This window comes from Streptomyces sp. NPDC016469 (assembly GCF_040632905.1).
In the GTDB taxonomy this organism is placed as follows: Bacteria; Actinomycetota; Actinomycetes; order Streptomycetales; family Streptomycetaceae; genus Streptomyces.
Map to the genome: position 1 here is coordinate 267,010 of NZ_JBEYCQ010000004.1, position 16,832 is coordinate 283,841.

Below are 16,832 nucleotides of genomic sequence, written 5' to 3' on the forward strand. Positions count from 1 at the left end.
CCCGGTTCGGACGGTGGTGAACTGATAGCGCACTGGGCGGAGGTCGACACTGCTGGAGAGATCGTTCAGGAGCACTCGGCCGGGATGTCATGCGCTGGCCAGTCGGACGGACTGCGCCGTCCAGCCCAGGTGCCCAGGCCAGAACGCCGACCTGGTCTGGGTTCCGTCTCAGAGACAAGGCCCGGTCTGCGTCAGACGATCTTCGACGCAGACTCACGCCCACGACCAGCACGAGCACCCCGAAAAACGATCACACCAGCCCTTTGACCTGCGTCTTCAGGTTGGCGGAGGGTCAGTGCAGTGCGGAACCGGTCTGGTAAGCCCCTCAAGGTAGACGGACGGCCCCCTCGTGTGAGGGGGCCGTCGGGGCGCTCCTGGCGTCACTTCATCGAGCTGATGAAGGCCGTCCAAGCCGGCCGGGAGGCGTTCAGCTCCGGACCGATCTCGTCCTTGTGCTTGGAGTCGCGGACCATGACCTGAGGCAGGTTGTCCGCGACCTCCACGCACGCGTCGTTGCTGGAGCCGCTGTAGGAGGACTTGCGGTAGGTCGGCTGCTCGCTCACTTGAACCTCTTCAGTACTTCGTGGATTCGGCCGGTGGAGTCACGGGCGCTCAACGCCTCCTCGGCAAGGCGATCATAGACCCGCTGGTACTGCATGACCGTCGCTGTTTCCTCAGAGTAGCTACCCGTTCCGAAGCCTTCTGTGTATGTGGCCCGCCGGCCGCTGTTGAGGGTGAGGAGGGTGAACGATCCGCTGACGATGGCGGCCGTGTACGGCAGAACCCGGACGCTGATGTTCGGCTGCTCCTGTGCCTTCAGCAGGTGCTCGAGCTGCTCGCGGGCGACCTCGGGTTCCCCCATGTCGCAGTGCAGTACGGCCTCGTAGATGATCGCCGTCAGCCACGGCTGATGCTCTCCGCTCAGCACGCGGCGAGCGCGTTCCATGCGCTGGTCCACGATGTGCTGGATGCGCCGGGGATCGCCGGCTTGTCCTGCCAGTACCAGGGCTCGGGCGTACCCGGGTGTCTGGAGAAGGCCGGGGACTATCAGGCCGAAGTCGTAGAGCATCGTTGCCTCGGGGAGGCGGCGGATGTAGGGCCTGGCGTAGTCGTTGACGTTCTCCTGGTTCAGGATGCGCACCAGGTTGACGAGGGAATCGGGATCGAGGCCCAGGGTTCCTTCGAGCTTCTGCGCCAGGTCGGTGTCGGGCGGGACCTCACCCGTCTCGACCTCGGAGATCCGGCTCTGCGACGTGTACGTGCGCTTGGCGACGAATGCCTGGCTCCAGGGTGCGTCCTTGAAGTCACCCTTCTCCTTGGCCTCCTGCTGCCGCCTCAGGCGGGCGTCCTGAACCATCCTGCCGATGTACTGCTCCAGCCCCTGGCTGGGATCTACATCCCTCGTCTTTGTCATATGCCGGATATCCCGATCGCCGCCCGGTACTCAACTCCTAGTGATCGTAGGGCTACTGGCGGCATCTTGGGAGGGCCGAAGGAAGGCAACGGATCGCCGGGACACGGAGAAGCCAGGAGCAGCTATGTCGCACCCCCCGAACGAGGCCCAACAGGCACCAGCCCTGAATCTCGCAGCCGCTGCCGCCCTTGCTGACCAAACGCTGCGCCTCCAGCTCGGAACCACCACACTCCCCGCCATGCAAGTCCAGGTCGCGCTTCTAGTGGAGCAGATCCGCTGCTTCTTCGAGGCCGGTCTTCCCGAGAACCAGGAGGAGGCCGACGCGCAGCGCCAGGAAATCCTCCCGCTCCTCGAAGAAGTGCCCGCCGGGGATGACGTTGCCTGGCGTACGTGGACGCGCATGCGGGCGCTGGGCCGCGTTCTGCGGCGGCACGTTGCCCAGTACACCGACCGGAGGCTCGGCGAGGGTCGAGAGCCGAGGGACGTTTCGGCGGTAGCTCCGGGCAGTGTGGGTCCCAGGGGCACCTACCGGGTTCCTACCGTCCTGGAGATGCAGCGTGCTGAGCAGTGGCTGAACCGTTCGGCGGGAGGGCACCAGTGATCGGGACGGCCGCCGTGGCTCGTGCGGTGAGCGACTACATACACCGCCGCCCAGGGGAAGCCCTGACGCTCGCCCCGTTGTGGCAGACGCTCTCCCAGCACGCGAAGGCGGGCATCTGCCACCACCGGGGCACTTGTCCGATCGTGACGGCAAGCCCGATCGTGCTCAACGAGCGCCAAGAAGTGCTGGTGCTGGGGGTCGGGCGTGGCACTGTAAGGATTCCCGAGGCTCGGTTCGAGGATGGGTGGGACACCCTCGCTGAAGCTGCCTCGATGCTGGCGCGGGCCCTTGGAGTTCATGAGTTGTGGACTCAGCCGGGTTGCGAAGACCCGGTTCAACTCCACGCGGCTCGCGCGGATGCTCAAGACGGTGAGCGTATGCGGGTCGCGGCCCGTTATCTCTTTCGCACCCATGCCGGCCTCTGCCACTTCGCGCCGGGCGCCCCTCAGACGTGGGTGCCGCTGGCTAAGGCGGACATCGAGCTGGCCACGCGTGTCCATGCCCTCGTCGCTGAGGTGCCCCTGTGAACCGGCAGGCGCCCGAGTGGATCTACCTCAGCGTTCTGGCGGGCCTCACGGTTCTGCTCGTCGCCGGAATCTGGGCAAGCCGGTGAGCGGCACTCATGTGCTCACGACTGTCACCGTGACCCCTGCGCAGGTTCGTGCCGGCGACCTCGTCCGCTGCGAGGGGGCGTGGCGAACGATCCGGGATCTCCGCCGCACCGGACGCGGCGGAAGGGCTGCCGTGATCAACGGCCTGCCGGGCGTCTGGAAGCTCCCCAGCACCTTCGACGTGATGCGTCCTGCCCGCCGAAGTTAAGGCTCCGTCCCGGTGAGAGCACAGCTCTCCCCGGAGGCCAGTCGGCCCTCGGCCCGCTCTGTCCGCCCCTCCTCCACGCGGCAGACGGATCGGGCCCGAGGCCCCGACACCCTCTCCAATCACGAAGGAAGAACGAATGAAGTCCACCATTCCCTCGCCCTGGCCCTGGGTACGGCTGTCCGTGCTGCGCACCTGGCGCTCACAGCCAGGCAGCACCGCGACGTGACGTGCGGTGCCTCGGGCTGGCGCACATGCATGGCGAGCTGATCCGGGACACGGCCCCGAACCGCCGACCTCGCGCTGACAGCACACCCGGATCGGCCTACCAGGCCATGCGCTGACTTCCGTCCGTGGACGTAGCCGTGACGTCCGCGCACCACGCCCCGTGCTCGGCTGGCACCTCCAGCGCCGCGAAGCACCTGGCCGCCCGGATCGCGCCCGCCATTTCCAGCTTGAGCATGTGGTGTTCCCACGACTTGTTCAGCAGTTCGCACGACTTCGGCCGGTCCCGGTCGTGGCAGAAGAAGAAGTGAATCCCGTACCGGGAGACCTTCGGGTGCAGGCCTCAGGAACAGTCGGGCAGGTGAGGTGGATACGGGGATGGACCTTGTGGATCTGGTCCCCTTCCAGGCCGCGTCCGGGGCCGGGGAGGGATGAGTCGAGGCGGCTCGGTTCAGGATGCACGGCAGTGAAAGGCATGAATCGCTTCTCCCGGCGATCGGCATGCTTGCGGCGTACCTAACAGGACAACAGATATCAGGCACCACTGACAGCGGGCCGCCAGCGTCTGGTCCTTGCCGTCGCCCCGTACATCGACAAGGCGTTACCCCCCAGTTCATCTACAGCTGGGACGCGCGGCACACCGCACCGGCTCGGCGCTGAGGTCGCCAGGCTGGGCGAACTGCCGCCGGAAGGCCCCGGGCGGACACTCCTCTGGCGGCGGCCGCCGTTGCGATCGGAGCCTGCGCCCCCGCACGAGCGCGGGCGCCTGGGCCAGACCCGCTGGATGCTCGACCGGCACAACGACACCGAGCACCTCAGCCTCCTCACGCCCGAGCCGACCTCGTGATCGCAACCTCGCGCGGCCCCCAGATACAACTGGCGCACATTCTTCTCGGCGCAGTCGATATCGCAGCGGACCCCGCGCTCCCGCCCCGCGTCGTACGCCTGGTGGCCGGCGACGGGCATCAGTTCAAGTCCGGTCCGCCGAGAACGCTCCTGCCTCAAGCCTTCTCACGGAGACACAGGCTACTTGTCTGTCCTCGCGCAGGCCATGACGCCGTCGGCGAACCCGGGCCTTCCCATACGCCCCGGCAGCGGGCGCCGGATCGCTACGTCAGTACGGGGAGTGACGCGAGTCCGCGTACGAGGCGGGTGTGCTTCCAGTGCAGGTGTTCGGCCGGTATGGCGAGCCGGATTCGAGGGAAGCGGGTGAGTACCGCTCGCAGGGCGATCTCTGCCTCGGCTCTGGCGAGGGGTGCGCCGAGGCAGCGGTGGATGCCGTGGCCGAAGCCGAGGTGTCCGGCTGCGTTCCGGTCCAGGTCGAGTAGGTCCGGCTCCGAGAATCGTCTTGGGTCACGGTTGGCGGCTCCGATGGCGAGCAACACCGGCACGCCAGAGGGGATTTCGGTCCCGCCGAGGGTGATGGTTTCCGTGGTGAAACGGAAGGTGGCTGTGCTCACCGCCGAATCGAAGCGGATCAGTTCGTCCAGCGCGGCGGGAATGCGGTCCGGGTCGTCGCGGAGGCGGCGGAGTGCGGCTGGGTGCTGGAGCAGCGCGAGCAGGGCGTTGCCGAGGGTGCTGGCGGTGGTCTCGTGGCCGGCCACGAGCAGAAAGACGGCCAAGGAGACGAGTTCTGTCTCGCTCAGGTGGTCACCTCCGTCGCGGACGGCGATGAGCCGATCGAGAAGGGCGGTGCCGGGGGAGCGGCGCTTGGCGGTAACGAGGCTCGTCATGTAGTTGGCGATGTGGTGCGAGGCCGTGTCGATGGTGTCGGGTTCTTCGGCTGCGAACAGTTCGGCTGACCAGCGCCGGACATCGGCTCGGTCGGTCTCCGGGACGCCGAGCAGCTCACAGATCACGGTCACCGGAAGCGGCACCGCCACACTGGCCATGAAGTCGAACGGTTGGTCTGCGGGGCATTCGTCCAGCAGCTCGTGGGTGACCTGGGCGATGAACGGGCGCAGCCCTTCGACGGCTCCGGTGGTGAACGCCGCGGTCACTAGCTTGCGCAATCTGGTGTGGTGCGGCGGGTCGGTGGCCAGCATCGTGTGTGCCACCGCTGGATGCAGGCGACGCCCTGACTCCTTGCCGGCGAAGAAGACCGCTGTGTCCTTCGAGAGGCGGCGGTCGTTGAGCGCCGCTCGTGCCTCCGGATATCCGGTGACCAGATAGCCGGGGCGCTTACCTGGCCCGGTGGGAAGCGGGTGCACGGGGCTGGCGGACCGCTTGGTCGTGGAGGCGGCGGGGTAAGGGCCTTGCGGAGGTCGGTCGTCCTGGGCCGGGTCGGTCATTTGTTCAGCCTCCAACATGCGTCGATGGGGTGCCTTCGGTGACCCAGCCGGCAGTCTTGGTGTAGGCGCGGGCCACCTCGAGTAGCCATTCGGCTTCCTCGCGCAGATTCCCGCGTCCAGGCGTTGTCGCTGGCAAGGGGATTACGTCGTCGGCAGGCTGGCCTGCCGCGAGGTCGGCGAGGGCCGCCTTGACGATAGCTGCCTCAAGTGCTGCGTCCTCCGGGCCTGCGCCGGGGACGAGCGTCTTCCGGGCTGCTTCGAGGGCCCTTCGGGATCGATAGGGACGCAGGGCGAGGACTCCGTCGCTGATCTCGATGACTCTTCGCTGAAGGGCGAAGCCCGTGTCGTCCGATACGTCGTCTACGGGTGCCAGAACGATGTGCGGCATCGCCGCCGTCAAGTCCCTCCACAAGGTGTCCAGCGCCTGGACAGCGTCAGCTTCCCAGTGCCGGCGGCGTCTCTGGCTGAGCGGGTAGGCCACCGCAGGCAAGGTCAGGCCGAGGCAGATGAGCAGGACGGCAAGTGCCGGAGCAGTCACGCTGAACATGCAGCGCGTGGCAGCGAGCGACGAGCATCTCGAATGCTCGCCTATGAGCCCCAGTCCTAGGCCGAGGTCGACGAGGCGCAGGGTCTTGTAGCCGAGGTAGAGCAGTGCGAAGCCGCACCCCACCGCTGCGGTACGCAGACCGGTTCGCACGGCGCGTCGGCGGGTTGTTGTTGCCTGGCGGAGGGCCTGTGCCAGGAAGCCGACGACGGACTGGGCGAGGCAGGTCACGTACAGCAGCAGGTACAGAGCGTACGCCTGGGCGGACTGGCGGCTCATCTGCTCGTACACGAACAGGCCGGTCATGCCGAGGACGGCAGTGGCGAGGGCTACGAGTCGTACTCTGATGCGTCGCGCGGCCGACACTCGGTCCAGGTTGAGTTGGACGGAAACGGCGAGGGCTGCGGTGGCCGCCGCCAGCGAGGCCGAGTTACTGATAAGGCGGGCGACGTGTGGCGCGAGACCCTCGACGGCGCTCTCGAACACGGGGGCGTAGGAGACGAAGGCGAGAGCGAGAGATCCGAGAAGCGCACCCACGGCCCATGTACCCGCAGGGCGAGGCGTTCCGCGGCTGATCACCCAGAAGAAGCCGGCCAGAGCGAGTACCAGAGCCATGCTGAGGAAGAGGATGTTCACGGGCCTACCCAGCGCTTCCTGAAGGGCTGGGAGAAGAGAGCGTCCCAGCTTTCCGTGCCTTGCTTTGGCCTGGAGGGAGGGCGTTCCCGGTCTTGGTAGATACGCCGTCGGATCACCGAGGCCATCATCTCGGCCTGGCGCTCTTCGTCGGTCGAGTAGCTCGTACGACCCGACATGCGCAGCATCAGCGCTGGGTTCACTCCGAGGGAACGAGCGGTGGCGGCGTCGACTTCCAGAGTTCCGGGGTGGTTGAAGTGCACGTGGCATAGCTCATGCGTGAGGATATGCCGCTGATGATGCACAGATGTGCCCTCCTCATAGAAGAGGAGGTCTGCGGTCGGAGTCTCGATTCTCATGCCACAGGGAGCGTCGACGGCTGCGCCAAGAGTGGACAACGGCCTGATCAAGATTTGCTTGCCGCGGCGTGCGGCTATCGATTCGAGCAATTTCCGTGTGGTCAGCGGATGTGGGAGGTGGAGGAGATCGACCTGGTCCTCGCACCACTCGCGTAGCCGCGATCCGTTCGCTTGTGACAAGGGCATGGCAGTCTCCGACCTTTCGGTCTGGCGTATGTCAATTCCCGACTCTTGCTGCTGAGCGGGCGTGGAAAGAATGCCAAACGAAAGCAGGAACTTGCGCTTCCAGGAACTGGCAGTTCCGACTACGCAAAGTGAGTTCAAAAGTAGACTGATCGAGCGGAGAGGCTGTCGCTTCCGCCCTCCTTCCGCTGCCCGCGCCCTGAAAACTCGGCCCGACGTGATATGACGCTCAATCGAGGGCAGTGCAAGTGGCCCCCTTTGTCTGACTACGCTGAATGACTGAACCATGATCGCGGGATGAGAGCTCGCGGTCGTTTGTGGCACAGGTCACGTAGCAGAGGCCTATTTCGGGGCCGTGCGACCGCGGTGGAGGGTGAGGGCGTGAGCGGTGACCGCGACCCAGGGTCGCTTCCTGCGCTGCTGCGAACATGGCGGGGGCGTATGAGTCCCAGTGAAATCACTGGTCTGGTGGCAGAAGGCCGCAGAGGGAAGGGCTTGACGCAGCGCGATGTCGCTCGCCTGACGGGAGTGAGCGAACGTTGGTACGGCGCCTTTGAGCGCGGGATCGAAGCTGAGTACTCGCCAGCCTTTCTCGACCGGCTCTCTTCCTTGTTCCGGTTAAGTCCCGCTGAGCGCCGGACTCTCTACCTCAATGCGCTAGGCCGCCCGCCAGCCCCCGCAGGATCTCTGGAAGCGGGTGCTGTCCCGGAGGTGGACGAGAAACTTCTGCAACAGTTCCTCGACAACCAAACCCCCGCTCCCGCCTATGCGACCGACCTTGCATGGAACGTAATTGCGTGTAACGACCCGCTGCTGCGCTGGTTTCCGTGGGTATCATCCCAGGCGAACCAGATGCGATGGGTGTTCCTGGATCCGGAGGCACGCGAACAACTGGTCGCATGGGAACGCGACTGGGCACGGCCCTTTCTGGGGCAGATCCGCTACGAGCGAGCCCACCACCCGAACAACGAGGCACTGCTTCGCCTTGAGCGGGACATCCTGGAGGGTTCGCCGGCTGCACGAGAAATGTGGGATCGCCGCGAGGTGGTCGACCACTCCCACGGCGACCTCCGACGGCTCAAACTGCCCTGCCACCAAGGGCGGGAAGTCGCCATCCGTATCGTCACGGTGCGGCCGATGCACAGCGAACTCTTCTGCGTGAACGTGTTGCTGCAGGACCAGCAGAGCGGCATGGGTGCCTGATCGGGCTAAGGGCGGTGCAGGCTTCCCCGGCTGGTCCTACCGTCACTCGTCGTCGAGCAGGTCCGAGTTGTCCATTTCGGGCATCCCCTCAAGCCTGCGGGCCTGCTCGATCACCGTGCTCACCATGTTCAGACTCGATGTACTCAGTCCATCCGCGCGCAGGGCGACCCGGAGCACGTTCTGGTCGCGCATGGCAGCCACTACTCGGATCTCCGCGCGTTGCCGAGATCCAGATCAGCGAACCCGAGCCCGACACGGAGCCGACCGACACGATGGCCCTATTCTGACGACGGCACCCGGCAGGAAGAAGCAGCGCACCGTGGCCCCATGGTGGCTGGAGTTGGCCGTGAACAGGACCGTGCCCTCTATCCATGACGAGACAGGGGGCATGGGTGCGGCCGTCAGCTCTCCAGATAGGCGATCGTCCCGGTACGCCGGGCGTCGTCGGTCGCTTTGAGCCGGGCGAAGCTGTACGGCGACATGATCCCCTCCCACTCCTCCACGGTGTGCACTCGCAGCTCGGTGTGCTCGTCGGGGTCGAGAACGATGGCATTGATCTGCTCGTCGGTGAGCCGGCCGCCGTCGAAGATGACGCCGAACTTGTTGAGCGGCCAGTTCGTTCCCTGGCTGATGAAGTGGAACGCGAGGAATTTCTTCTCGCCCGCGAAGGTGATGCCGGTCTCCTCGCTGCACTCGCGTACCGCGCATTCCCACGGGGTCTCGCCGTGGTCCATGTTCCCGCCGGGCCACTGCCAGGTCTCCGCGCTGAGGGCTGAGCGGAGTTGGATGGGGCGGCCCGCAGTGTCGGTGAAGTAGAAGCCCGCGTAGGAGGTCGCGTTGGCGATCGTCTTGACGTACTGCTCCGGCGGGAGCCAGGTCGGGCTCATGCGGGTCCTTCCGTGGAGGGGCGTCGTTGGAATGGATCTGCCCGGCCTGCGAACTCGATATCTCTCGCTGTGCGGAAGAGCTCGGCGGAGTTCGTCCCCGGAGGGAAGCGCTCGACCACGCGGTGGTGTACGTGCTGTCGGTACACGACCTCGGCGAGCTTGCGGAAGACGTCCATGTCGAGTTGCTGTTGCGAGGCGAAGCACCTCAGAGCCCTTGCTTTGAGGTCCAGGAGTTCCTGGGTGCCCACGAAGATCTTGGTGGGTTCGAACCCGATGCTGTAGGGGGAGCGGAAGTAGATCAGGTTGTTGGCTGCGCGCAGGGCGACGGTCGTGGCCTCCTGCGCGGTGACGCGGTGATCGAGGTGCTGGTCGTCGGGAAAGTGCGTGTAGACGACGTCCGGGCGGGTCTCGTCGAGGAGCTTGACGAGGTCGCTGTTGATCTCGCCGCGATTCTCGACGAACCGGGTGTCGGGGATGTTCGAGAAGCTGTAGTTCTCCACGCCCAGGATCGCGCCGGCGGCCACGCACTCGTCCCTGCGTTCCGGGGTGCCGTCCGGTCCGGGTGCCCCGGTGGTGAGGCAGTGCACCCAGACCCGTGCTCCCTGCCTCGCGTACTCGTGGATGCGCATCCCCATGGCTATCTCGGCATCGTCGGGGTGTGCCACGACGATGAGGACGGTCGTCATCAGGACGCCCCTATGCGTGCGTCAGGCGGCTGAGGACGAGGTGCCCCCGCCTGACGAGCACCGGGTTCTGCTTGGAGAGGCCGGTGGCGAGGTAGGAGACACCGAGCCTCGCGGTGAGGAGGAGCAGCGCCCTCTCCTCGCTGTCCGACAGGGCGCGGCCGTATCCGGTGAAGTATGCGGCCTTGAGGTCCGGGTGGGGCGCCCATACCGCTCCGCACAGCCACACGAACTCTTCGACGGCGACGCCGTGGGCGGACATCTCGAAGTCGATCACGCCGTAGCCGTGGTGGGCGTCCCACAGCCAGTTGCGGGTGGCGTAGTCGCCGTGCCGGTACACGACGGGCAGCTTCTCGGCGAGCTGCGGCAGCTCGTGGGCAACGCACTGGACCAGAGCACGCTGCCTGTCGTCGAGGTGTCCGGCGGTGGTCTCCAGGCAGGCGGCTGCTTCGCTCGCCTGGCCGGCCATGGATGCGTGGATCGTGTCGCGGTCCTGCTTCGAGGCGGGGGAGGAGGCGTCGTGCCAGCGCCTGAGCAAGATTCCCGCCCGTTCGTGCACCCGCAGCTCCTCCTGCCTGCCGAGGGGCAGCCCGCGTACGACGCGGCCCGGCTGGAGCGAGGTCATGACCGCTTGCAAGCCGGGATCTGCGGCGAGGAGGCGGGGCGCTTCCTGCGGGGCGAGGACACGCGCCGCGTACGCGTAGCCTGCCACCTCCCGCTCGTAGTCCTTCGGGCTCGGGCTGAGCTTCACGAAGACCTCGGTCCCAGCCGTGGGCACCCTCCAGACTCGCGAGTCGCCGCGGTCCCAGGAGACGTCCTCGGCCTTGTCGGGGTCCCCGTCCGGCAGGCTCTCGGTGATCCATCGGCGCAGGTCAGGAGGCATGGGGGTGTTCCGCGTCATGTGGTGGTTTCTCCGAATTGCGTGCAAGCAGTGGGATCGGCCCGTAAGCGTGAAGGGTACTGCGGCGCCGCGCGGCATACGGGTCAGAAGTGGTCAGCGAGCCACGGTTCACGGTCGGTGGTGACAGCCAGGAACCGGGCGACGGTGCGCGGAGGGGCGGCCACTCCGGCCAGGGTGGCGGCGGCCGTGCTGCGGTAGCCGCCGGCGTACCAGACGGCGAACTGTCCTCTGGTCAGGGTGATCTGTCCCGCTCGCGTGGTGGGTTCCAGATCGGCCTTTCCGTCGGTGATCCGGAGCGTGTAGCGCTCGGTGGCCTCGCCGCTCTCGGTGACGATTTCGATCGGGAGGGTGAGGTTGACCTCGTCGGGCCAGCCGCGCAGCTGCACTGCCCGGCGCAGATCCAGGATGCGGAGCATCCACGGGTGCCAGGACCGCGCGGTCAGGGAGCCGGGACGGTCCAGGCGGTGCAGCAGCAGCGGTCCGGGCGGCAGACCGGTCCGCTGGAAGGCGACGGTGGGGATGCGGCTGTTGTGCCGGCCGAGGAAGGCAAACATGGCGGCGGCCGTGTCCTGGTCCGCCGCCCAGAAGTCGTGGACGACGACCTGCCGCCCCTCGATGGGGTGAGGCTCGTTGGCCACGCAGAGGACGCCGGTGGGCTCCTGCCCCGGCCGGTTGAACCGGTAGGTGGTGAGGCCGGGGTGCTTGCCCCGCTGCCAGTCCGCCCACCACTGCGGTCGCTGCCACGTTCCGTTCCACCAGGCCGCCAGGTCGTTCTGGAGCAGGCGGACCTTCGCGTTCGTGCCGTGGGTGATCTCGAATCCGGTCTCAGTGAAGCGCCGTTTCAGTTCGTCGGTGGGGACGGCCCACGAGTACACCTGGGTGGGGGCCTCCCAGCCGAGGCGGCGGGCGTAGCCGCTGGACGCGGTCCAGAGCGTGGAGACCACGGCTCCCTGGTCGCGTAGCGGGCGCAGGCGTTCGGAGATCATGCGGAGGGAGAGGCGGGCTCCGCGTTCCTCCGGGGCGACGCAGCCGGCGCCGAGGAGTGCGGACGGTACTGGGGCCCCGCCGAAGAACTGCGGCAGGAGGAGGCCGAGACCGCCGGCCACGACGTGACCGTCCCTGACCGCGAGGCGGATATCCGCATGGGGACGCAGGAGGGCGATGTCATCCACGGGGTGGCCGTAGCTCCGGGCCGCGAGACTGTCGTACTGCTGCCAGTGGTCGTCGTTGACGACCTCGGTGAACAGGGTCCGATCGGGCATGGGACGTCCGCTTCTAGTAGTTCGTGCGGTCTCGGACGGAGGCGCTGTCGAGAGGGACGAGGAAGCTCCTGCTGAACGCCATGACGACTTCGTCGTTCTGGTTGCGGCCGGTCGTGCGGCAGGTCACGATCCCCGTCCCGGGCCGACTCCCGGATACCCGACGGCCGGTGACTTCGGTCTCCGCGTAGAGGGTGTCGCCGACGAAGACCGGGTGGGTGAAGCAGATCTCCTCGAAGCCGAGGTTCGCCAGGGTGAGGCCGCTGGTGCTGCGTACGGTCATTCCGCCGACGATGTGGAGGGTGATGCTGCTGCAGACCAGGGGGCGGCCCCAGTCGGTGAGACTGCTGTAGTGGGCGTCCGTGTGGAGGGGAGCGTCGTTCCCGCCGAGCGTCGTCATCAAGACGTTGTCGGTCTCGGTGAGGGTGCGTCCGGGCCGGTGCTCGATGACCAGGCCCACGGTCAGCTCGTCGAACCCGAGACCGACGACCTCCCGGTAGCGGCCTTCGGCGATCCGCCGGTACCCCTGCGGGCCGACGGTGCTCATGCGCGCACCTCGTGTGGTGTGTCGGCACGGGTGAGGAGGGAGCGGGCGGCGGCGACCATGGGGGGACCGATCATTTGGTGGCCGACACGGACGATACGTCCGCCGGCAGTTTCGGCGGCCTCGACGATGGTGCGGGCGGCGGCGATCTCCTCGTCCGTCGGACGGAACACCTCCGTCACCGCGAAGAGCTGCCGAGGGTGCACGCAGCACTTCCCGGCGAAGCCGAGCGTCTTGACCTGCTCGGCTTCACGACGCAGCCCGTCGAGGTCGTCCAGGTCGAAGAACGGGGAGTCAATGGCCGGGATGCCCGCGGCGGCGGCGCTGGTGACAAGCGCGGACCGGGCGTGCAGCATCGCCTCCCAGCCCATGGCGCTGCCGGCGGACGTCGCGTAGTCGGCCGTCCCGAACAGGACCCCGGCGATTCGGTCGGCCCGCACGATCGACGGCAGCGCCTCCACGGCGCGCGGGGTCTCGATCAGCGCGTACAGCAGGGGCGTGTAGTCGGGGGTGTCGAGGACACCGGCGACGATCTCGAAGTCGCGCGGCGATTCCACCTTGGGGATCAAGACGATCTGCGGCTTCACAGGGAAGACCGCGATGGTGGCAAGGTCGCGAACGCCGTCGAGGGTGGCGGGCGAGCTGATCCTGACACCGAGCGTGCACTCGGGCGCGGCGGGGGCGGCGAAGAATCCGCGGGCGGCGGCACGGGCGGACGGCTTGGCCACAGAGGGCACGGAGTCCTCCAGATCCACGAGCGCGACGTCCGCGCCGCACTCGTGCGCGGTCGGGAAGCGCTCGGACGCGTGGCCCGGCGTGATGAACCAGACGCCGGCCGGGGCTGTCATGGCGGTCACCGGTCCGCTCCCCGCGTCGCGAGGCTGCGGGCGGCCTCCGGGATCACGTCCTCCTGCCCGGCGATCACCTGACGGCGGCCGAGTTCCTGGAACAGGTCCCAGGGGTGAACGCCTTCGCGCGCGGCGGCCTCCAGGACGGGCTTCTTGAACCCGGAGAAGACGCCGGCGAGTCCGGACGCGAGGCCGGTCGAGTCGATCGACGGCGGCGCGGGCATGAGCGTCTGCCCGGCGAGGTCGGCGGCGTCGGCCAGGCGCCGGACGTCGATCCCTGTGGCGTGGCCGCAGCGCTCCAACACGGGCACGAGAACTTCCAGTTGGGTGTTGCCCGCGCCCGCGCCGAACCCCCGGGCGCACGCGTCGATGACGCGGGCTCCGGCCTCGGCGGCGGCGACGGAGTTGGCCACGGCCATACCGAGGTTGTTGTGCCCGTGGAAGATCACGGGCACCTCCACCGCCGAGGCGATGGAGCCGATGCGGGCGGTGACGTCCTCGGGCAGGTAGAAACCGGCGCTGTCCATGATGCCGACGGCCTGAGCCCCGTAGCCGACCAGAAGCGCGCACTGCTCGGCGAGCTGCCCAGCATCGGCCATGTGGCTCATCATGAGCACGGCCTGTGCTTCGGCGCCGAGTTCCCGGATGACTCCGAGATGGCGTTCAGCGGCGGTGGCCTCGGTGCAGTGCACCGCGATACGGGCCACGTCCGCGCCGTGGCGTACGACGGCGTTGCGGAGGTCGGCGGAGGTTCCCCAGGCGGGTGCCATGAGGACGGCCATCTTGCTGTGTGTGAGGGCCTCGCGGGCGGTGGACAGCATCTCGTCGTCGCTGATCTTGCTGTGTCCGACCTGGAAGGAGGACGCGCCGAGTCCGTTGCCGTGGCCGATCTCGACGACGGGGACGCGGGCCGCGTTGGCGGCGGCGGCGTAGGCACCGATCTGGTGGCGGTCGAGCTGGTGGCGCACGGCGTGCTGGCCGTCGCGCAGGGTCGGGTCGTGGACGATCAGGCGACCCTGGTTGCTGGAGGTCATCGTACGTACTCCTTCATTGCCGAGGGCCGGGTCAGGGCGTGTTGTTCGGCGGCATGGATGGCGGCGGCGCTGATCACTTCGAGGTTCCCCGCGTGCACCGGCATGTTGGTGCGGGTGGCGGCGACCTCGACGGCCACGCGGATCGTGTCGTCGGCGACGGTGCACGAGGCCACGTGGAAGCCGGGGACGAAGGACCGCATGGTGTCAGCCGTGGAATCCACGATCTTGCGGACCGGCTCCGCCCCCGCGCCCGGGGCCAGGAGCGTCATCGTGCTGCGGAAGCGCGGCGGCGGCGTGGCGGGGCTGATGTTCAGCATGGTCTTGACGGTGTCCGCGTCGGTGAACTGCTGGATCGCGGACTGGGTCGTCTCGATGTACTCGTCGAGGTTGAGGCGGCTGGCCCGGCCGACGCTCTTGGTGGCGGCCGTGGCCACCATCTCCACGTGGAGGGCCGGGTAGTGCTGGGTGATGGCGTGGAGGACGGGGATCGAGGTCTGGCCGCCACACGAGGCGAGGCTGATGTGCTGGTGTGCGGCGGCCTGGTCGCCGTTGATGGCGGGAAAGATCAGCGTCCCGGTGTTGGCGGGGGTCAGGTTGATGACCGTTGCTCCGGTGCCGGCGAGGCGGGCAGCGTGCTCGGGGTGGGCGAAGGCGTTGGTGACGTCGAAGACGATGTCGAACGGCTCCTTCGAGTTGGCCAGGGCGGTGATGCTGCCCGCCGCGGTGGCGCAGCCCATGGCGGCGGCCTTGCTCAGGCCGGTGCTGTCGGGGGCGCGGCCGACGACGAGACCGCAGTGTAGGTGCGGGGAGTTCTGGATGCGCTCGACCAGGTCGAGGGCGAGGAGACCGGTACCGAGAACGGCCGTGTTCAGCACGTGTACTCCATTCTTCAAACGAAGCGGGCAGGACTCAGACGGCGTGCGTATGGATGGTGGGGAGCCGGGGCGACGTGGCCCGGATGTCCATGTCGGCGGTGAGCGGGATGCTGGCGTGCACGGAACCGGCCAGGACGATGTCGCCCGCGCGCAGCGTGGTCTTGAGGACGGGGAGGCGGTACGTCAGCCACATCAGCGCCTTGAACGGGTCGCCGAGGATGTCGCGTCCCTCTCCGGTCGCCACGGTCTGGCCGTTGAACCTGACCGTGATCTGCTCTGCGGCGACGTCCTCGATGTCGTCGACGGGGACCGGGGTTCCGGTGATGACCCGGGCGCACGCGGCGTTGTCGGCGATGCTGTCGACCAGCGTGATGTTCCAGTCGGTAAAGCAGGTGTCGAGGACTTCGAACGCGAGGAACACCTCCGCCACGGAGGCGCGGACGGTACGAAGGTCTGCGGGGGCGTTCAGGTCGCGGCCGATACGGAAGGCGATCTCCGTCTCGATCCGGGGCGCCATGAAGTCCGCGATGCTCAAGCGGCTGCCACTGGGCGCGATCATGTCGTCGAGGACGAATCCGGAGTCGGGCTCGTGGATGCCCATCTGCTGCTGCATGGCAAGCGAGGTCAGCCCGATCTTGTGACCGACGACGCGGCCCCCCACCGAAACGCGACGTGCCACGTTGAGTCGCTGAATGCGGTACGCATCTTCGAGAGTCAGGCCCGGGACCCGGCTGGTCAGCGACGGCACGGGAGCACGGACGCGGCTTGCGTCCGCCAGTTCCCCGGCCAGGGCGGCGAGGGGCGGTCGCTTCCCACCATGGGGCACGTGGGAGTTCAGCAACTTGGCCATCCGTGCTTCTCCTTCGCTGAATGTGGCAGAAGACTGCGGCTGGGGGCGATTCAGGAACTAGGCGTGCCGGCTATGGCCGGCGCGACGACGACGACGAACGTGACTACGACGACGAACGCGGGGATAGCCAGGTGCTGGCGCCAGCCGGACCAGAGGCGTAACCGGGTCACAGGAGCTGGATGTTGTCCGCGGCCGTCGTCCACTCGATCCCACCCCGGGGGCGGATGTGCGCGATCCGCACGGTGCCGTGGCTGTGGAGCTCGTGCGTCACGGCGACGAGGAGGCCCTCACCGTGCGAGGTAGAGTCCCGGACGTTCTTGTTCAGGAGTGGGTGCTGCTCGTACCCGTCCGGATGGACCGGGTTCACGTTCCCGCCTCCGGTCGGCTCGCGGCGGCGCATGAACTTCTCCCAGCCGTCGGCCGCCCGCAGGCGCAGAGCACGGCTCGGCGCACCCGGCTGGGGCTCCGGCGGCGCGTACGTCCGGCCGCTCGCGCCGGGGGCCCTACGGGGCAGTTCGGAGGCGGTCACGTGGTCGCTCCTCTCGTGTGGGCAGCAGCGGGCCGCGGTTCGGGACGCGACGAGGCCCGCTGCCTCGGGGGCCGCCCGGAGTCCTTAATCTCCGACCGAATGCGTCAACAGGTCGAACCCATCCGGGTGCTGTCGGTTTCCGCGTCTTGAACG

20 protein-coding genes are annotated in these 16,832 nt (G+C 67.7%); 3 read left to right on the forward strand and 17 right to left on the reverse strand.

Translation table 11 applies throughout. The features are described from left to right. Positions 1 to 380 precede the first annotated feature (380 nt). Positions 381 to 563: a DUF397 domain-containing protein gene (locus ABZ565_RS06470; RefSeq protein ID WP_219567515.1), complete on the reverse strand. Its 183-nt coding sequence runs from the start codon at positions 561 to 563 to the stop codon at positions 381 to 383. Continuing rightward, positions 560 to 1,357 (reverse strand): helix-turn-helix transcriptional regulator, encoded by a 798-nt coding sequence (locus ABZ565_RS06475; protein WP_361021066.1) that lies wholly within the window; start codon positions 1,355 to 1,357, stop codon positions 560 to 562. Before ABZ565_RS06475 ends, ABZ565_RS06470 begins: the two co-directional genes overlap by 4 nt. A gap of 295 nt (positions 1,358 to 1,652) precedes the next feature. On the opposite strand from ABZ565_RS06475, the gene ABZ565_RS06480 reads away from it, so the two are divergent. Beyond that, positions 1,653 to 2,015 (forward strand): hypothetical protein, encoded by a 363-nt coding sequence (locus ABZ565_RS06480; protein WP_361021068.1) that lies wholly within the window; start codon positions 1,653 to 1,655, stop codon positions 2,013 to 2,015. Between the two features lie 26 nt (positions 2,016 to 2,041). Next, positions 2,042 to 2,542, forward strand: a complete 501-nt coding sequence (locus tag ABZ565_RS06485) for a hypothetical protein (RefSeq protein ID WP_361021070.1) — start codon at positions 2,042 to 2,044, stop codon at positions 2,540 to 2,542. Between the two features lie 614 nt (positions 2,543 to 3,156). Here the strand turns inward: ABZ565_RS06485 and ABZ565_RS06490 are convergent. The 4 genes from ABZ565_RS06490 to ABZ565_RS06505 form a co-directional block, all read right to left on the reverse strand. After that, the gene (locus ABZ565_RS06490; protein ID WP_361021072.1) at positions 3,157 to 3,294 is read right to left on the reverse strand and encodes a hypothetical protein; all 138 of its coding nucleotides are present in this window, start codon (positions 3,292 to 3,294) and stop codon (positions 3,157 to 3,159) included. Positions 3,295 to 4,165: 871 nt separating this feature from the next. Further along, a complete protein-coding gene (locus tag ABZ565_RS06495) occupies positions 4,166 to 5,347 on the reverse strand; it encodes a cytochrome P450 (RefSeq protein WP_361021074.1) in 1,182 nt (393 codons plus the stop codon). Positions 5,348 to 5,351: 4 nt separating this feature from the next. Further along, complete coding sequence (locus ABZ565_RS06500; protein WP_361021076.1) at positions 5,352 to 6,527, reverse strand: MAB_1171c family putative transporter; 1,176 nt, start codon at positions 6,525 to 6,527, stop codon at positions 5,352 to 5,354. Further along, positions 6,524 to 6,883, reverse strand: a complete 360-nt coding sequence (locus tag ABZ565_RS06505; RefSeq protein WP_361021078.1) for a hypothetical protein — start codon at positions 6,881 to 6,883, stop codon at positions 6,524 to 6,526. Before ABZ565_RS06505 ends, ABZ565_RS06500 begins: the two co-directional genes overlap by 4 nt. 624 nt (positions 6,884 to 7,507) lie before the next feature. On the opposite strand from ABZ565_RS06505, the gene ABZ565_RS06510 reads away from it, so the two are divergent. After that, entirely contained in the window at positions 7,508 to 8,269 is a 762-nt protein-coding gene (locus tag ABZ565_RS06510) for a helix-turn-helix domain-containing protein (protein ID WP_361021080.1), read from the forward strand. A gap of 42 nt (positions 8,270 to 8,311) precedes the next feature. Here the strand turns inward: ABZ565_RS06510 and ABZ565_RS06515 are convergent, their stop codons facing one another. The 11 genes from ABZ565_RS06515 to ABZ565_RS06565 form a co-directional block, all read right to left on the reverse strand. After that, positions 8,312 to 8,461: a hypothetical protein gene (locus tag ABZ565_RS06515; protein WP_361021082.1), complete on the reverse strand. Its 150-nt coding sequence runs from the start codon at positions 8,459 to 8,461 to the stop codon at positions 8,312 to 8,314. A 209-nt stretch (positions 8,462 to 8,670) separates the two neighbouring features. Then, positions 8,671 to 9,156, reverse strand: coding sequence for an NUDIX hydrolase (locus ABZ565_RS06520; protein WP_361021084.1), 486 nt, complete (start codon positions 9,154 to 9,156; stop codon positions 8,671 to 8,673). After that, complete coding sequence (locus tag ABZ565_RS06525) at positions 9,153 to 9,842, reverse strand: PIG-L family deacetylase (RefSeq protein WP_361021086.1); 690 nt, start codon at positions 9,840 to 9,842, stop codon at positions 9,153 to 9,155. Before ABZ565_RS06525 ends, ABZ565_RS06520 begins: the two co-directional genes overlap by 4 nt. Before the next feature lie 10 nt (positions 9,843 to 9,852). Further along, a complete protein-coding gene (locus tag ABZ565_RS06530) occupies positions 9,853 to 10,740 on the reverse strand; it encodes an aminoglycoside phosphotransferase family protein (RefSeq protein ID WP_361021088.1) in 888 nt (295 codons plus the stop codon). Positions 10,741 to 10,823: 83 nt separating this feature from the next. Then, positions 10,824 to 12,002, reverse strand: coding sequence for a GNAT family N-acetyltransferase (locus ABZ565_RS06535; RefSeq protein ID WP_361021090.1), 1,179 nt, complete (start codon positions 12,000 to 12,002; stop codon positions 10,824 to 10,826). A gap of 13 nt (positions 12,003 to 12,015) precedes the next feature. Then, on the reverse strand, positions 12,016 to 12,546 hold the full coding sequence (locus tag ABZ565_RS06540) for a MaoC family dehydratase (RefSeq protein ID WP_361021092.1): 531 nt from the start codon (positions 12,544 to 12,546) through the stop codon (positions 12,016 to 12,018). After that, the gene (locus tag ABZ565_RS06545; protein ID WP_361021178.1) at positions 12,543 to 13,391 is read right to left on the reverse strand and encodes a CoA ester lyase; all 849 of its coding nucleotides are present in this window, start codon (positions 13,389 to 13,391) and stop codon (positions 12,543 to 12,545) included. The genes ABZ565_RS06540 and ABZ565_RS06545 overlap by 4 nt, the downstream gene beginning before the upstream one ends. A gap of 5 nt (positions 13,392 to 13,396) precedes the next feature. Beyond that, positions 13,397 to 14,425 carry a 4-hydroxy-2-oxovalerate aldolase gene (gene dmpG / locus ABZ565_RS06550; RefSeq protein ID WP_361021094.1) on the reverse strand — a complete coding sequence of 343 codons (1,029 nt, stop codon included), beginning with the start codon at positions 14,423 to 14,425 and terminating at the stop codon, positions 13,397 to 13,399. Then, positions 14,422 to 15,300 (reverse strand): acetylating acetaldehyde dehydrogenase, encoded by an 879-nt coding sequence (locus ABZ565_RS06555; protein ID WP_361021096.1) that lies wholly within the window; start codon positions 15,298 to 15,300, stop codon positions 14,422 to 14,424. The genes dmpG and ABZ565_RS06555 overlap by 4 nt, the downstream gene beginning before the upstream one ends. Before the next feature lie 34 nt (positions 15,301 to 15,334). Next, entirely contained in the window at positions 15,335 to 16,150 is an 816-nt protein-coding gene (locus ABZ565_RS06560; protein WP_361021098.1) for a fumarylacetoacetate hydrolase family protein, read from the reverse strand. Positions 16,151 to 16,316: 166 nt separating this feature from the next. Beyond that, positions 16,317 to 16,679, reverse strand: coding sequence for a hypothetical protein (locus tag ABZ565_RS06565; protein ID WP_361021100.1), 363 nt, complete (start codon positions 16,677 to 16,679; stop codon positions 16,317 to 16,319). Between the last annotated feature and the right edge of the window lie 153 nt (positions 16,680 to 16,832).

Excerpts from the sequence above, each read along its gene's own strand:
- ABZ565_RS06540 (WP_361021092.1), bottom strand. The coding sequence starts at position 12,546 with ATGAGCACCGTCGGCCCGCAGGGGTACCGGCGGATCGCCGAAGGCCGC.
- ABZ565_RS06505 (WP_361021078.1), bottom strand. The coding sequence starts at position 6,883 with ATGAGAATCGAGACTCCGACCGCAGACCTCCTCTTCTATGAGGAGGGC.
- ABZ565_RS06525 (WP_361021086.1), bottom strand. The coding sequence starts at position 9,842 with ATGACGACCGTCCTCATCGTCGTGGCACACCCCGACGATGCCGAGATA.
- ABZ565_RS06495 (WP_361021074.1), bottom strand. The coding sequence starts at position 5,347 with ATGACCGACCCGGCCCAGGACGACCGACCTCCGCAAGGCCCTTACCCC.
- ABZ565_RS06480 (WP_361021068.1), top strand. The coding sequence starts at position 1,653 with ATGCAAGTCCAGGTCGCGCTTCTAGTGGAGCAGATCCGCTGCTTCTTC.
- ABZ565_RS06530 (WP_361021088.1), bottom strand. The coding sequence starts at position 10,740 with ATGACGCGGAACACCCCCATGCCTCCTGACCTGCGCCGATGGATCACC.
- ABZ565_RS06475 (WP_361021066.1), bottom strand. The coding sequence starts at position 1,357 with ATGGTTCAGGACGCCCGCCTGAGGCGGCAGCAGGAGGCCAAGGAGAAG.
- ABZ565_RS06515 (WP_361021082.1), bottom strand. The coding sequence starts at position 8,461 with ATGCGCGACCAGAACGTGCTCCGGGTCGCCCTGCGCGCGGATGGACTG.
- ABZ565_RS06520 (WP_361021084.1), bottom strand. The coding sequence starts at position 9,156 with ATGAGCCCGACCTGGCTCCCGCCGGAGCAGTACGTCAAGACGATCGCC.
- ABZ565_RS06535 (WP_361021090.1), bottom strand. The coding sequence starts at position 12,002 with ATGCCCGATCGGACCCTGTTCACCGAGGTCGTCAACGACGACCACTGG.
- dmpG (WP_361021094.1), bottom strand. The coding sequence starts at position 14,425 with ATGACCTCCAGCAACCAGGGTCGCCTGATCGTCCACGACCCGACCCTG.
- ABZ565_RS06560 (WP_361021098.1), bottom strand. The coding sequence starts at position 16,150 with ATGGCCAAGTTGCTGAACTCCCACGTGCCCCATGGTGGGAAGCGACCG.
- ABZ565_RS06490 (WP_361021072.1), bottom strand. The coding sequence starts at position 3,294 with ATGCTCAAGCTGGAAATGGCGGGCGCGATCCGGGCGGCCAGGTGCTTC.
- ABZ565_RS06510 (WP_361021080.1), top strand. The coding sequence starts at position 7,508 with ATGAGTCCCAGTGAAATCACTGGTCTGGTGGCAGAAGGCCGCAGAGGG.
- ABZ565_RS06545 (WP_361021178.1), bottom strand. The coding sequence starts at position 13,391 with ATGACAGCCCCGGCCGGCGTCTGGTTCATCACGCCGGGCCACGCGTCC.